Genomic DNA, 14,660 nt, shown 5'->3' on the forward strand with positions numbered 1-14,660 from the left:
TGTCACCCGCGGTGCGGGTCCAGGTCTGCGTCCAGCCAGCCGCGCAGACTGTTCACAAAAGCCATGGCTTGCACCCGTGGCAGGTCTTCCAGGCGCACCACGCCTTCGCTGAGCCGGCCGGCTTGCAGTGCCTGGGCTCGGCCTATGCCGCCCAGCAGGCCGCAATGCAACGGCGGGGTCAACCAGCAGCCGTCCATCAATAACGCAATATTGCCGCGCGTGCATTCGGTGACTTCCCCTTCCGCGTTCCACAGCAAGGTATCAAAGACGCCCTCTTCCGCTGGCGTGAAGGCGTCGTAATGGGCACGCCGCGTGGTCTTGAAGCGCACGAACTCGCTGCGCGCGTCGTCCAGGGCGCGGCCAGCCAGTTGCAGACGAACGCGCTGCGGCGATGGCGGCAATACAAACGCCTCGGCCCGTGTTTGCCCCCGTGCGTCCAGCAGCAATCGCACACGCCAGATGCCCTTCGCGTGGGTTTGCACCAGTTGCTGCAGGCACTGCTGCACCTGCTGCTGCGACCAGGGATAGGCGAAATGGGCTGCAGCTGCTGCCATGCGCGCCAGATGCGCCGGCGCGTCGCGCAGATGGCCGTCCTCCAGAGCCAGGGTTTCCAGTAATTCAAACGACATGCTCGCGCGCTCCACGAAGGCGCGCTTGTGGCGCCACTCCTGCCATTCTGCCCCGGCCAGCGCACCGGAAGTGATGCCGCTGCCAATCCCGCAGGTTGCCGCGCTGCCCCGCAGCGTCACGGTGCGAATCGGCACGTTGAAGGTGGCGCGTATTCCGTTCTCACCCGGATACACCACGCCAAAAGCACCGCAGTAAACACCGCGCGGCTCTGGCTCCAGCTCTTGAATCTTTTGCATGGCGCTGACCTTGGGTGCCCCGGTGACCGAGCCGCAGGGGAACAGCGCCGCAAACACGTCGGCCAATGAACAGCCGACACGTGTGCGCGCCTGCACGTCCGAGCTCATCTGCCACACGGCGGGCAGGGCCTCGGTATGGAACAGGCGTGGCACCTGCACGCTGAACGGTTCGGCGATGCGCGACAGGTCGTTGCGCAGCAGGTCCACGATCATCACGTTTTCGGCGCGCTCCTTGGGTGAAGATCGCAGGGCCTGCACCAATGCCGCATCTTCAGCGGGCGTGGCACCACGCGGCGCCGTGCCTTTCATGGGCCGCGTCAGGATGCAGCCGGCATGCCAATCGAAAAAAAGCTCGGGTGACACCGAAAGCAGTTGCTCATCACCGGTGTCGAGAAAGGCCGCGTAGCCCCCCGGCTGAGCGCGTTGCAGCGCGGCAAACAGGGCCAGCGCCGCGTCGCCTTCCGGCTCGCCGCGTAAAACGCCGTGCAGGGGCGCGGTGAAATTCACCTGGTACAGCGCACCGGCGGCGATGGCTTGGTGAATGTTGTCCAGCGCGGTGTCAAACGCTGCACGCGAACAGGCGGCCTGCCATTGCACCTGCACGGGGCAAATGTCATCTTCGTTGTCCACCGGCCAGGGCAGTGCCTCGTCATAAACCGCAAACCAGGCCAGCGGACCTTGCGCCGCATGCACGGCCAGCGCCGTGTCAAAGGCCGATGCGGCTTCGTAGCGCAGGTAGCCCACGCACCAGAAACCTTTTGCGGCTGCGGCCTGCACGGCATCGAGCAACGGCCGCACCTGCGCAGCTTCGTGCGCTGCCAGCGTTTGGCAAGGACGGCCAAACACGCGGCGCAGACGTGGCCCGTCCGGCAGGTAGGGGTCGGAAAAATCGATGCGTGCCGAGCCTGCCGGCATCAGGCCGCGCCGATGCGCGGCACCAGCCCGGCCACCGGCTGACCCGCGCGCTGCGCCGCGGTGAACGCCAGCATGCGGTCTATCGGCAAGCGGGCCCGCACGCCGAGGGCAGGATCCACATGCACTTCCGGGCTCAATGTTTGCAACACCTGCGCCAGGCCAACCAGCCCGTTCATCGCCATCCAGGGGCAGTGCGCGCAGCTTTTGCAGGTGGCGCTGTCGCCGGCCGTCGGCGCTTCGATAAACACCTTGCCGGGGTTCAGCGTGCGCAGCTTGTGCATCATGCCGTTGTCGGTGGCGACGATGAACTCCCGGGCATCCATCTCGCTGGCCGCCTTGAGGATGCCCGAGGTCGAACCCACCGCGTCGGCCAGCGCGATCACGTCCGCGGGCGACTCGGGATGCACCAGCACCTTGGCTTTCGGGTGTTCTTTCTTCAGCGCCTCAAGTTCAAAGGCCTTGAACTCGTCATGCACGATGCAGCTGCCGTTCCACATCAACATGTCGGCGCCGGTTTCACGCTGGATATAGTTGCCCAGGTGTTTGTCGGGCGCCCACAGAATTTTTTGGCCTTGTTCCTTCAATGCCCTGACGATGTCCAGCGCACAACTGGAAGTCACCAGCCAGTCGGCACGTGCTTTCACCGCAGCACTGGTGTTGGCATAGACCACCACCGTGCGGTCCGGGTGGGCATCGCAGAAGGCGCTGAATTCGTCCACCGGGCAACCGAGGTCGAGCGAACAGGTCGCGTCGAGGTCCGGCATCAGCACGCGTTTTTCGGGTGAGAGGATTTTCGCGGTCTCGCCCATGAAACGCACACCCGACACCACCAGTGTGGTCGCCGCGTGGTCGCGCCCGAAACGCGCCATCTCCAGCGAATCACTGACCAGCCCGCCGGTTTCCTCGGCCAGGTCCTGCAGGTCCGGGTGCACGTAGTAGTGCGACACCATGACGGCATGGCGCTCCTTCAGCAGGCGACGGATCCGGTCCTTGAGCGCGGCGCGCTCGTCCGGCGCCGGCTCTACCGGAACGCGTGCCCAGGCATGGCGCGTCGGACAGGAGGGCTGCTCGTAGTCGATGCGTACCAGGGGCCGGACAGCGGTGCTTGCGACGTCACTCATGGCGGGCCTCACAGCTGCGTAAAACGCATGGAAAAATCAATCGCCTTGATGTCTTTGGTCAGGGCCCCGATGGAAATGCGGTCCACCCCGGTGGCGGCAATGCCGGCCACCGTGTCCAGCCCGACGCCGCCCGACACTTCCAGAATCGCCCGGCCTGCCGTGATACGCACCGCCTCGCGAAGCTGCACCAGGTCCATGTTGTCGAGCAAAATCATTTGGGCACCTGCAGCGAGCGCTTCCTCCAGTTGGGCCAGGGTCTCGACCTCAATCTCGACAAAAGTTGCCCGGGCAGCCACTTCGGCAGCACGCTGCAAAACAGCCGTGACGCCACCGGCAGCCGCAATATGGTTTTCCTTGATCAGCACCGCGTCGTACAGCCCGATGCGGTGGTTGCTGCCGCCGCCGCAACGCACCGCATATTTTTGGGCCAGCCGCAAGCCGGGCAGGGTTTTGCGGGTGTCCACAATGCGCGCGCGGTTGCCCGCCACCGCCTCCACAGCCCGCACATAGGTCGCGGTCTGCGTGGCCACGGCGCTGAGCAACTGCAGGAAATTAAGCAAAGTCCGCTCGCCGCTGAGCAGCGCTCGCGAATTTCCCCGGATCTCCAGAATGACCTGGTTGGCGCTGCAGGGCTGGCCATCACGCACATGCCAGACCAGTTCGGCCTGCGGGTCCAGCCGCTGCAATGTCGCCTCTACCCAGGGCCGGCCGCAAATCACCGCGGCTTCGCGCGCCAGCACGCGAGCCTGGCTGCGCTGCGCCGAGTCCACCAGGCCGGCCGTCAGGTCGCCGGCACCGAGGTCTTCGTCCAATGCCCGGCCTGCATCGGCGCGCGCAAGCAGCGCCATGCTGGCATCTGAAAAATCAAACCGGTCATTCATTTTTTTGGTCGTTTCACGCAAATGTTGGCGGCAAGCATAGCGGCTTCGCAAAGAACCCTCCGGTTAGCACACTATCGGCACCACAGGAAAAAGGATTTGGGTCCTCAGACCGCCTGTACTAGAATGCAATTGCTCCGGGGTGCTGCCGGCCATTGTGGTCGAGTAGCTGAGATGGCCAACAACCCAAACCCGTGAACTTGAATCGGTTCGTACCGACGTAAGAAGAGCTGACTGCCGCCGGCCCCCCCGGCTATCCAGTCAACGACCAACACCACAGCACTGGTATTGGCCACACCTTCGGAGCATTTTGTGTACCCCACACAGCAAAGGATGCCCCGATGAACGCTCCAGACAAATTTGCCCAACTGCTTTCGCTGACACGCGAGCCTTTCCCCGCATCACGCAAGATTTACGTGCCCGGCCAGGTCCATGCGGACATTCGCGTTCCGATGCGCGAAGTCAGCTTGAGCAACGGCGAATCCGCCACGCTGTACGACACTTCCGGCCCCTACACCGACCCCAGCGCAAACATCGACGTGCGCCGCGGGCTCGAGGCGCTGCGCACACCCTGGATCGAGGCGCGCGGTGACACAGAAATTTACACCGGACGCACCGCGCAGGCGGTCGACGACGGAACCCGCCGCGAAGACCGCACCGACCCGTCAGACCCGGAAGTCCAGCGTATTGCCGCACTGCGCGCCCAGGCCGCGGGCCTGCAGCGCACACCGCGCCGTGCCAAGGCCGGCGCCAACGTGAGCCAGATGCACTATGCACGCCGCGGCATCATCACGCCGGAGATGGAATACATCGCATTGCGTGAAAACACCAAGCGCGAATGGATGGCCGAATACCTGGGTGATGCCGAGCGCGCCCAGCGCCTGCGCGGCAACCCCATGGGCGCGCAACTTCCCGAGTTTGTGACGCCCGAATTTGTCCGCGACGAAGTGGCGCGCGGCCGGGCCATCATTCCGGCCAACATCAACCACCCCGAAGTCGAGCCCATGATCATTGGCCGCAACTTCCTCGTCAAGATCAACGCCAACATCGGCAACTCGGCGGTAACCTCGAGCATTGAAGAAGAGGTCGAAAAACTGGTCTGGGCCATCCGCTGGGGCGCCGACAACGTGATGGACCTGTCCACCGGCAAAAACATCCACACCACCCGCGACTGGATCATTCGCAACTCGCCGGTGCCCATCGGCACCGTCCCAATTTACCAGGCCCTCGAAAAAGTCGGCGGCGTCGCCGAAGACCTGACCTGGGAAATTTACCGCGACACCTTGATTGAACAAGCCGAGCAGGGCGTGGACTACTTCACCATCCACGCCGGTGTGCGCCTGCCTTTCATCCCGATGACGGCCAAGCGCCGCACCGGCATTGTTTCGCGCGGTGGTTCCATCCTGGCCAAGTGGTGCATGTCGCACCACAAGGAAAACTTTTTGTACACGCACTTCGAAGAGATCTGCGAGATCATGAAAGCCTACGACGTGAGCTTCTCACTTGGCGATGGCCTGCGCCCGGGCTCGGGTGCCGACGCCAACGACGAAGCCCAGTTTGCCGAACTGCGCACGCTCGGTGAGCTGACCAAGATCGCCTGGAAACACGATGTGCAAACCATGATCGAAGGCCCCGGCCACGTGCCCATGCACATGATCCAGGCCAACATGGAAGAGCAGCTCAAGCATTGCCACGAGGCGCCGTTCTACACCCTGGGCCCGCTGACCATCGACATCTCCCCCGGTTACGACCACATCTCCAGCGCCATCGGTGCGGCGATGATCGGCTGGTTCGGCACTGCCATGCTGTGTTACGTCACGCCCAAGGAACACCTGGGCCTGCCCGACCGCAACGACGTCAAGCAGGGCATCATTGCCTACAAGATTGCCGCGCACGCCGCCGATGTGGCCAAAGGCCACCCGGCTTCGCGTGCCCGCGACGAGGCGCTGTCGAAGGCACGCTTCGAGTTCCGCTGGCACGACCAGTTCAACCTGTCGCTGGACCCGGACACCGCGCGCGAGTTTCATGACGAAACCCTGCCCAAGGAAGTCAGCAAGGTGGCGCATTTCTGCTCCATGTGCGGACCGAAGTTCTGCTCGATGAAAATCAGCCAGGAAGTGCGCGAGTTTGCGGCACAACAAGGTATTGCGGAAAACGCAGCCCTGGACCAGGGAATGCAGGCAAAATCCGCCGAGTTCCGCGAAGGCGGCAGCGAAATCTACATCCCCATCCAGAAACTCTGAACCCACGCTGACAAGGGCGACACATCCATGCATATCGGCATCGCAGGCGCAGGCCTCCTCGGACGGCTGCTGGCCTTCCAGCTGGCCAGCGCCGGCCATTCGGTCGAGGTTTTTGATCCCGCACCGGGACCAGAGGCGCCGGCCGGCGGCGTGTACGCCGCGGGGTGGACGGCTGCCGGCATGCTCAGCCCCACGGCCGAGCTGGAGTCGGCGGACGAAAACGTGTTTGCGCTCGGCCTGCGTTCGCTGGAACTCTGGCCCACCATCGTGGCGTCCCTCGGCATGCCGGTCGAGTTGCACCAGCGCGGCAGCCTGCTGCTCGCGCATCGCGGCGATGAAGGCGCAGCGCGGCGCGTGGTGGACCTGCTGAAACACAAGGCACCTGAGGGTCATGCACCACAGTTGCTGGAGGCCGCCGCGCTGAGGGAACTGGAGCCGGATCTGCATGGCGTGGCGCACGCCTGGCTGTTGCCACACGAAGGGCAAATCCACACCGTGCAGGCCATGGTGGCCCTGGCCCATGCCGCCGGTGCGGCAGGCGCGCGCTGGCATTGGGGAAGCACGGTGGACCGCCTGCGCCCCGGTGAGATACACACAGCCCAGAGCGTTCTGGCTTTCGACTGCGTGCTTGACGTGCGCGGCACAGGCGCTCGGCCTGCCACCCAAGTCACCGACACCTCCGCGGGATTCACCCCCGGCGTGCGCGGTGTGCGCGGCGAAGTCATCTGGCTCCATGCGCCCCATGTGGCGCTGCAGCGGCCGATTCGCCTGCTGCATCCCCGGCACCGGGTTTACCTGGTGCCGCGCGCTGGAGGGCATATCGTCATTGGCGCCAGCGAGATTGAAAGTGAAGACCGTTCGCCGATCTCGCTGCGGAGCATGGTGGAACTGCTGGCGGCGGCACACAGCATCATTCCCGAACTGGCCGAGGCGCGCGTGGTTCACACGGAAACCAACCTTCGTCCCGCGCTGCCAGATAATTTGCCGCACGTTGAACAAGAGCCCGGACTGGTGCGCATCAATGGTCTGTTCCGCCACGGCTGGCTGATTGCGCCGGCGATGGTCGAGCAGACGTTGCAGAAACTGACATGACACTGATCAACATCACATTCAACGGCGAAGCCCGACAGGTGCCGGCAGGCAGCAGCCTGGCCGATGCACTGGCCGCCTCCGGCCAGCCGGCACAGGCCTTCGCCAGCGCTGTAAATGGGGAATTTGTCGCCCGCGACGAACGCGCGAAAACCCCGCTCGCAGAAGGCGACGCCGTTTTTACATTTCAGGCCATCACAGGAGGCTAGGCATGAGTTTCCAAATCGCCGGCATCGAGCTGGCCAGCCGTTTTTTCCTGGGCACGGCCAGTTATCCATCGCCGCAAGTCCTGCAGCAGGCCATTGCAGCTTCCGGCGCGCAGGTCGTCACCGTCGGGCTCAAGCGCCAGCTGGCCGCCGGTGGCGGCACACAAAATGATTTCTACAAACTGATCCAGGCCAGCGGCGCCCGCCTGCTGCCCAACACCGCCGGCTGCCGCAGCGCGCGCGAGGCCGTCACGCTGTCGAAGATGGCGCGCGAACTGTTCGGCACGAGCTGGATCAAGCTGGAGGTGGTCGGTGATGAACACACGCTGCAGCCCGACCCGTTCGAGCTGGTGACCGCTGCCACCGAACTGGTGCGTGATGGTTTTGAAGTTTTCCCCTATTGCACCGACGACCTGGTCAGCTGCCAGCGTTTGCTCGACGCCGGTTGCCGCATCCTGATGCCCTGGGGTGCGCCCATCGGGTCGGGCCAGGGTTTGATCAACCCCTACGCATTGCGCACCTTGCGCGCACGCCTGCCGGGTGTGCCATTGATCGTGGATGCAGGCATCGGTTCGCCGGCCGACGCGGTACAGGCCATGGAACTCGGCTACGATGCGGTGCTTCTCAACTCGGCAGTCGCCCACGCGCGCGACCCGGTGCAGATGGCGCGTGCCTTCAAGCTCGGCATCGAAGCCGGGCGACTGGCGTATGAAGCCGGCATCATGGCGCAGCAGGACATGGCGGTCGCCTCGACGCCGGTCACCGGCCGGCCTTTCATCTTATGACCGTTCCCATCAGCACCGCACCGGTCTGGACCCTGTCAAGTCACGCGAAAGAAATCGAACGGCTACTGCAGGACCAAAGCGATCAACCGTCCCCAAGCTCCGCTTTGCTTTGCGTCGACCGCAAGGAAGCAGCCGCCCTGCTGGGCCTGACCTCCCTGGACACGCGCGACGCCGTTGAACAGGCTGCCAGAACCTTGTGCACACGCGTGTGCAAAGCCGTGGTGATCATCGGCGGCAAGAACGAAGCCTATGCCGACACCCTGCAGGCCAGCGGCTGGCTCAGCCTGCCAGCAGGTCAGTTCGCCGTCGATACCTCCGCCTTTGCTGCCAGTGCGACCGAGGCGTTGGCAAAAGGTTTTGTGGCCATCGATGCGATCGTCCTGGCCTGCATGGCGGCAGCTTCGCCGGAGTCCGGCGCCGGTTTTTCCCAACACAGCAGCAACCTGCCATATTTCAGCCTGCCGCAGCCCACAACGGTCAGCGGCTTTGCCGCGCTCAGCGACACGAACCTGGGGCTTTATGCCGTGGTGGACAGCGCAGCCTGGGTTGAACGCGTGGTGACCGCCGGTGTACGCACCGTGCAACTACGCATCAAGGAGGCGGAACAACCGGAGCAACGCGAGTTCGTGCGGCAACAGGTGCGCCAGGCGATTGCTGCGGCGACGAAAGCCGGTGCGCAACTTTTCATCAACGACCACTGGCAACTGGCCATCGAAGAAGGCGCCTACGGCGTGCACCTGGGTCAGGAAGACCTGCACATTGCCGACCTGGCCGCGATTCGCCAGGCCGGCTTGCGGCTGGGCATCAGCACTCATGCGTATTGGGAAGTCTGCCGCGCCTGGGCGCTTCAGCCCAGCTACATCGCCTGTGGGCCCATCCACCCCACCCAGGCCAAGGCCATGCCGTGGATCCCACAGGGCAATGACAACCTGGCGTACTGGTGCGCGCTGCTGCCGACACCGGTTGTCGGCATTGCCGGCATGGACGTGCCGCGAACAGAACAGGCGGCGCGCGCCGGGGCGGCCGGAGTGGCCGTGATCAGTGCCATCACGGCAGCCGTTTCGCCTGAGGCGGCCATCGCTCAATTGCAGGAAGCCATCAGGCGCGGCCGGAGCAGTCCGCCCGTCACGGCGCCCCTGTTTCCCAAACCCACACTTTCACCCACGCCTTGAGCGCTTGAGACACATGCAACGCACCCTTCTCGCCGGAAAAATCCACCGCGCCACCGTCACCCAGTGCGAACTGCACTACGAAGGTTCCTGTGCCATTGACGATGACTTGCTGGAGGCCTCGGGCATTGCCGAGTTCGAGCAGATCCACATCTGGAACATCAACAACGGCGCGCGTTTTGTGACCTACGCGATACGCGCCCAGCGCGGCAGCGGCACCATCTCGGTCAACGGGTCGGCGGCACGCCAGGCGGCTGTTGGCGACCTGATCATCATTGCAGCCTTTGGCCAGCTGCCGGCCGACCAGGTGGCCAGCTTCCAGCCTAAACTGGTGTTTGTCGACAGCGCCAACCGCATCCGGGAAGAGCGCTCCACGATTGCGGTACAGGGCCTCTGAGCCGGCCGCACTTTCCCGATCAAAAGACAGAGTCAAGGGACTCTCACCTCCAGGAGCCAGGCCATGTCCAGCGTTTTTGAACAACCCGTCACCTTGCACCGCCCGCGCCAGACCGTCCCGGCCAGCTCCCAGACCCTCTGGAGCGTGGACGCCATCGAGGCACTGTTCGACCTGCCGTTTCCCGAGCTGATGCACCAGGCGCAAACCGTGCATCGTGAAAACTTCGACCCGACGCGTGTTGAATTTGCCACGCTGCTGTCGGTCAAGACCGGCGGCTGTCCGGAAGACTGCAACTACTGCCCGCAGGCGGCGCGCTTTGACACCGGCGTGGAGGCCACCAAGCTGATGGAGCCGCATGAGGTGCAGCTGGCGGCGCAACGCGCCAAGGACGCCGGTGCCACGCGCTTTTGCATGGGTGCCGCCTGGCGCGCACCGAAAGACCGCGACATTGAAAAAGTGGCCGAACTGGTGCGCACGGTCAAGGCGCTCGGGCTGGAAACCTGCGCGACGCTGGGCATGCTGGAAGACGGCCATGCGCAAACGCTACAAAGCGCCGGGCTGGATTACTACAACCACAACCTCGACAGCGCGCCCGACTTCTACGGCGACATCATCACAACGCGCGACTACCAGGACCGGCTCGACACCCTGGCGCGCGTGCGCAGTGCGGGCGTCAAGGTCTGCTGCGGCGGCATCGTCGGCATGGGTGAAACACGGCGCCAGCGCGCCGGCCTGGTGGCCGAGCTCGCCAACCTGTCGCCCTACCCCGAGTCGGTGCCGATCAACAACCTGGTCAAAGTCGAAGGCACGCCGCTGGCCGCCCAGGAAGACCTGGACCCGTTTGAATTCGTGCGCACGATTGCCGTCGCGCGCATCACCATGCCCAAAGCGCGTGTGCGCCTGTCGGCGGGCCGCCAGCAGATGGGCGATGCGGTGCAGGCCCTGTGTTTCCTGGCCGGCGCCAATTCGATCTTTTACGGCGACAAGCTGCTGACCACCGGCAACCCCGACACCGACGCCGATGTCGCCTTGCTGGAGCGCCTGGGCATGACACGCTCTGCACCCGAGGCGCAGCCATGACGCCCGCCACCACGGCTGCCAGCCCTTATGGCACCTTGCCTGCGGTGCCGCCCCCGGCTTCGCGCAAGCCCATCAGCCTGCCGCGCCTGCGCGAAATGCATGCGCAGGGCGAAAAAATCACCATGCTCACCGCCTATGACGCGACCTTTGCGGCAGTCGCCGATTCGGCCGGGGTGGAGTCCATTCTGGTCGGCGACTCCCTGGGCATGGTCTGCCAGGGCATGCCCAGCACCGTGGGCGTGACGCTGGAGACCATGCGCCACTACACCGAGAGCGTGGCCCGGGGCCTGCACCGCGCGCAGGCCACCGCCTGGCTTATTTCCGACCTGCCTTTTGGCAGCTACCACGAGTCAAAAGAGCAGGCCCTGCGCAGCGCCGCCGTGCTGATGCAGGCAGGCGCGCACATGGTCAAACTTGAAGGCGGTGGCTGGACGGAAGACACCGTGCATTTTCTGGTGGAGCGCGGCATTCCGGTATGCGCGCACCTGGGTCTGACGCCGCAAACCGTACATTCGTTAGGCGGCTATCGTGTGCAAGGCAAATCGGAAGAAGCCGCCACCACACTGAAAACCCACGCCCACGCATTGCAGGATGCAGGCGCGGCCATGATGGTGCTGGAGATGGTGCCAGCTGCCCTGTCAGCCACACTCACCAAAGAACTTCCGCATTGCGCGACCATAGGCATAGGGGCCGGTGTCGGCACTGCGGGCCAGGTGCTGGTTCTGCATGACATGCTGGGCATGAACCTGGGGAAAATGCCGAAGTTTGTGCACAACTTCATGAGCGAAGAAAACAGCGTGCGCGGCGCCATGCAGGCCTATGTGCGTGCCGTCAAGGAAGGCCGCTTCCCGGTCGATGCGCTGCATGCCTGGTGAGGATATGGCCCCCACGCTTGTCGCTTCGCGAGCCTACGGCGGTGCGCTGCCCCTTGGACGAAGAGGAGGGGCGCTGCGCCTGCGGCTAGGCCAGGCCGGTTCCGCGGCCCCGGCTGGTCTGGACCTGGAACCCCCAGCTTGTATAGTTCGCCTCTTTTGAACTGCAACCTCACATAGCACCGCATGAAAATTGCCCATACCATCGCCGACCTGCGCACGCAGCTGGCTCCCTACCAGCGCCCGGCTTTCGTCGCCACCATGGGCAACCTGCACGATGGCCATATTGCCCTCGTCAACCAGGCAAAGCCCCGCGGCGATGTCACCGTGGCCAGCATTTTTGTGAACCGCCTGCAATTCGCGCCGCATGAAGACTTCGACACCTACCCGCGCACCTGGGAAGCCGATTGCGGCAAGCTGCAGGCCGCCGGCTGCGACGTGCTGTTTGCGCCGCGGGAAGCCGATCTTTACCCCGAGCCGCAGACCTACAAGGTGCACCCGCCAGCCGAACTCGCCGACATTCTCGAAGGACACTTCCGGCCCGGCTTTTTCGTCGGCGTGAGCACGGTGGTGATGAAACTGTTTTCCTGCGTGTTCGCGGGCAAGCCGGACGGCGTTGCGCTGTTCGGCAAGAAAGACTACCAGCAGCAGATGATCATCCAGCGCATGGTGCAGCAGTTCGCCCTGCCGATCTCCATCGTTGCCGGTGAGACCCTGCGTGCCGCCGACGGCCTGGCCCTGTCTTCGCGCAACGGCTACCTGAATGCACAGGAACGCAGCGAAGCAGTCCATTTGTCCACGGCACTCAAAGCCCTGGGGGAGGCCGTCAAGGTGCAGGGCCTGCCCAGGCGGGAGGCCCTGGAAGCGGCCGCAATGCAGGCGCTGGCCGCGCGCGGCTGGCAACCCGACTACCTGACCGTGCGCCTCCGCGCCGACCTGCTGCCGCCGGAAAGTGCCGATGCATCGCTGGTGGTGCTGGGTGCGGCCAGGCTGGGCACCACACGGTTGATCGACAACCTGGAAATCTGACGTTTTATCCAGATGCAAAAAGTGCCTGTAGCCCAATAGGGACGGGCGCAAGCAGCTATCTATTCAGTAGCACCTGAAAGCCGGCAAGAACAGGGCCACCGCGGCTCTGCAGAAAAGAATCAATCGGCAAGCGGTGGATGGCCGTCTTCGGCAGGCTCTGCACCTGATCCGCGCTGTTCGGCCAGCCACTGGTAACCCTTCCACACCAGCAGCGCCGAGCCCGCACCCAGCAAGACGTAACGCAGCAGGGGCCGGCGCGCGCCCGCCAGCACCAGCGGCAGCACCGAGCTGATCAGGGGCGCACGTTTGATCAACCCGAGAGCCAGCGACAAACCCTTGCCCATGGCCAGCCCCGGGACACCACTTTTGAAGGTAGCGGCCGACTGCCGCGTAGCGCGCACAGCCTGCGCCAGCTCGGCGCGCTCGGTGGCCGAGCGCACCAGCAACAGCTGTTTTCTCAGTTCGCGTTGACCGGCAGCGTCACTCATGGGGATGTTTGTCGTGGCGGGTGGTGCTTGCAGACGCGGCCTGCAGCGTGTCGCGGTCCTGCGCCATTTCGGCAAACGTCGCCTGCAGGAAGGGCGGGCGCGTTGCCAGCGCGTGCCGGACCCGCCACCAGAACCAGCCGCCCAGGCCCAGGTACGCCGCCGCAAAAAACGCCAGCACGGTCACACGCTGCGCCGGATCGACGGCCAGCACGACCATGAGGGTGAAGATCAGGACGCCGACCAGCCCGAACACCAGCAGGCCCAGCAGGCTCAGCAGCAGCCCGATCAGGCGTTGCAGTTCTTCTTCCAGCTCGACACCCGCCAAAGCCAAGCGCGTGTGCGTCATGGCCAGCGCGGTGAGGGCCAGCTGGCGCAGCGACGCGAACAGGCGCGGTGGCTGGCCGGTATCGGCGCGGTCGGGGGTGCTCATGGCTGCGGCAGGTGCACCGGCAGGCTGGTGCTTCCCGCCATGGCGTGGTTTACCGGCGGTTGACCAGCAAGCCGATCAGGAAACCGGCTGCAGCGGCCATGCCCACGGCTTTCCACGGATGTGCGTGCACATATTCGTCCGTCACCTTCGCCGCTTCCTTGCCCTTGAGCAATGCCGCTTCCTGCAGGCCGGTCAGTTTTTCGGTGGCCAGCTTGAGTTTGGCTGCTGCTTTCTCGCGCAGCGCGGCGGCGGTTTCGCCCGTGGCGGCGGTTGCCGCCTTGAGCAGGTCTTCCACATCGGCGAGGACCACTTTCATGTCGGTGATCAGTTTGTCTTTGCTGGTGTTTTCCATGGCATGCTCCCAAGTGCGGGTGGTAAAAATCGGGCGCGGCGCAAACCCGATTCCAGTTTAGTCCAAGCGGAAAGCCAGAGGTCACAAGCGGGTTGAAAATCCACCGGGCCTTGATTCACCGCAATAATGCGCAGTCATTCCGGCCCACTGACCAGATAGAGAGACACCGCCATGGACGCCCAACTCCTGACCCCCCTGTTCACCCTGCTCGGCACCCTGGTGGGCGGGCTGGTGACCTTTGCCGTGAACCGGCAGCAGTTCAAACACCAGATCCAGGCACTGCAGCAGCAGTACAAGACCGAATTCATGGCCGAGGAAACCGCGCGCCACTTCCTGAGCCACAAAAGCTTCACCGACCGGTCCTTCGAGGTGCTCAAAAAACACCTGGGCGGCTTTGACGACGACGAGTTGCGCAAGATCCTGGTGCGTGCGGGGGCAGTACGCACCTACCGCGACGATGACGGCGAGTGGTGGTACCTGTTGTCGCGCATGGGTGAACGGATTGAGAAGATGCAACAGCGGGGGTGAGTGGATTCGCTGTCTCCCGGATTTCATCGCCGGCATCACGCTTCGTTCCTGATCCGCACCGGGCAGTAGGAGCGACTCCCCACTCCCTCCCCCCGCCCCTCCCTCGCCCCGCTGGGCGATGGCGGGGAGCTTCATTTGGCCGTGTGTGCTGCTCTCGCGTGCAAACATGACGGCCGCTTGGGTCCGCCATGACGCGCTTCGCGCGTCATGGC

General features: G+C 64.4%; 16 protein-coding genes and 1 riboswitch. Of the genes, 10 read left to right on the forward strand and 6 right to left on the reverse strand.

What is annotated here, in order from left to right; genetic code table 11:
- Window positions 1-2: 2 nt before the first annotated feature.
- From WA904_RS17800 to nadC, 3 genes are read right to left on the reverse strand one after another with little or no spacing between them, the layout of a single operon-like run.
- Entirely contained in the window at window positions 3-1,781 is a 1,779-nt protein-coding gene (locus WA904_RS17800; RefSeq protein WP_425198459.1) for a chorismate-binding protein, read from the reverse strand.
- Entirely contained in the window at window positions 1,781-2,902 is a 1,122-nt protein-coding gene (nadA, locus tag WA904_RS17805) for a quinolinate synthase NadA (protein ID WP_425198460.1), read from the reverse strand. Before nadA ends, WA904_RS17800 begins: the two co-directional genes overlap by 1 nt.
- An 8-nt stretch (window positions 2,903-2,910) precedes the next feature.
- Window positions 2,911-3,783 (reverse strand): carboxylating nicotinate-nucleotide diphosphorylase, encoded by an 873-nt coding sequence (gene nadC, locus WA904_RS17810; RefSeq protein WP_425198461.1) that lies wholly within the window; start codon window positions 3,781-3,783, stop codon window positions 2,911-2,913.
- 125 nt (window positions 3,784-3,908) lie between these two features.
- Window positions 3,909-4,024: riboswitch (TPP riboswitch) on the forward strand.
- A 97-nt stretch (window positions 4,025-4,121) separates the two neighbouring features.
- Here nadC and thiC point away from each other — a divergent pair.
- The 9 genes from thiC to panC all read left to right on the forward strand — a co-directional run bounded on the left by thiC (window position 4,122) and on the right by panC (window position 12,650).
- Window positions 4,122-6,023: a phosphomethylpyrimidine synthase ThiC gene (thiC, locus tag WA904_RS17815; protein WP_425198462.1), complete on the forward strand. Its 1,902-nt coding sequence runs from the start codon at window positions 4,122-4,124 to the stop codon at window positions 6,021-6,023.
- 27 nt (window positions 6,024-6,050) lie between these two features.
- Complete coding sequence (gene thiO / locus WA904_RS17820; protein WP_425198463.1) at window positions 6,051-7,115, forward strand: glycine oxidase ThiO; 1,065 nt, start codon at window positions 6,051-6,053, stop codon at window positions 7,113-7,115.
- The gene (gene thiS / locus WA904_RS17825) at window positions 7,112-7,321 is read left to right on the forward strand and encodes a sulfur carrier protein ThiS (protein WP_425198464.1); all 210 of its coding nucleotides are present in this window, start codon (window positions 7,112-7,114) and stop codon (window positions 7,319-7,321) included. Before thiO ends, thiS begins: the two co-directional genes overlap by 4 nt.
- A 2-nt stretch (window positions 7,322-7,323) precedes the next feature.
- Window positions 7,324-8,103, forward strand: coding sequence for a thiazole synthase (locus WA904_RS17830; protein WP_425198465.1), 780 nt, complete (start codon window positions 7,324-7,326; stop codon window positions 8,101-8,103).
- On the forward strand, window positions 8,100-9,275 hold the full coding sequence (locus tag WA904_RS17835) for a thiamine phosphate synthase (RefSeq protein WP_425198466.1): 1,176 nt from the start codon (window positions 8,100-8,102) through the stop codon (window positions 9,273-9,275). Before WA904_RS17830 ends, WA904_RS17835 begins: the two co-directional genes overlap by 4 nt.
- Window positions 9,276-9,288: 13 nt before the next feature.
- Window positions 9,289-9,669: an aspartate 1-decarboxylase gene (gene panD / locus WA904_RS17840; protein WP_425198467.1), complete on the forward strand. Its 381-nt coding sequence runs from the start codon at window positions 9,289-9,291 to the stop codon at window positions 9,667-9,669.
- Between the two features lie 63 nt (window positions 9,670-9,732).
- Window positions 9,733-10,749, forward strand: coding sequence for a biotin synthase BioB (bioB, locus tag WA904_RS17845; RefSeq protein ID WP_425198468.1), 1,017 nt, complete (start codon window positions 9,733-9,735; stop codon window positions 10,747-10,749).
- The gene (panB, locus tag WA904_RS17850) at window positions 10,746-11,624 is read left to right on the forward strand and encodes a 3-methyl-2-oxobutanoate hydroxymethyltransferase (protein WP_425198469.1); all 879 of its coding nucleotides are present in this window, start codon (window positions 10,746-10,748) and stop codon (window positions 11,622-11,624) included. Before bioB ends, panB begins: the two co-directional genes overlap by 4 nt.
- Window positions 11,625-11,807: 183 nt before the next feature.
- Window positions 11,808-12,650, forward strand: a complete 843-nt coding sequence (panC, locus tag WA904_RS17855; protein ID WP_425198470.1) for a pantoate--beta-alanine ligase — start codon at window positions 11,808-11,810, stop codon at window positions 12,648-12,650.
- A 119-nt stretch (window positions 12,651-12,769) separates the two neighbouring features.
- On the opposite strand, the gene WA904_RS17860 is transcribed toward panC, so the two are convergent.
- Genes WA904_RS17860 through WA904_RS17870 form a run of 3 tightly spaced genes read right to left on the reverse strand, consistent with a single transcriptional unit; the run spans window position 12,770 to window position 13,920 of the window.
- The gene (locus WA904_RS17860) at window positions 12,770-13,138 is read right to left on the reverse strand and encodes a DUF3318 domain-containing protein (protein WP_425198471.1); all 369 of its coding nucleotides are present in this window, start codon (window positions 13,136-13,138) and stop codon (window positions 12,770-12,772) included.
- Window positions 13,131-13,568: a phage holin family protein gene (locus WA904_RS17865; protein WP_425198472.1), complete on the reverse strand. Its 438-nt coding sequence runs from the start codon at window positions 13,566-13,568 to the stop codon at window positions 13,131-13,133. Before WA904_RS17865 ends, WA904_RS17860 begins: the two co-directional genes overlap by 8 nt.
- A 49-nt stretch (window positions 13,569-13,617) precedes the next feature.
- The gene (locus WA904_RS17870) at window positions 13,618-13,920 is read right to left on the reverse strand and encodes a DUF883 family protein (protein WP_425198473.1); all 303 of its coding nucleotides are present in this window, start codon (window positions 13,918-13,920) and stop codon (window positions 13,618-13,620) included.
- A 171-nt stretch (window positions 13,921-14,091) separates the two neighbouring features.
- On the opposite strand from WA904_RS17870, the gene WA904_RS17875 reads away from it, so the two are divergent.
- Window positions 14,092-14,448, forward strand: a complete 357-nt coding sequence (locus tag WA904_RS17875) for a hypothetical protein (RefSeq protein ID WP_425198474.1) — start codon at window positions 14,092-14,094, stop codon at window positions 14,446-14,448.
- Window positions 14,449-14,660 lie beyond the last annotated feature (212 nt).

Source organism: Polaromonas sp. (genome assembly GCF_049790275.1).
Classification (GTDB): Bacteria; Pseudomonadota; Gammaproteobacteria; order Burkholderiales; family Burkholderiaceae_C; genus Polaromonas.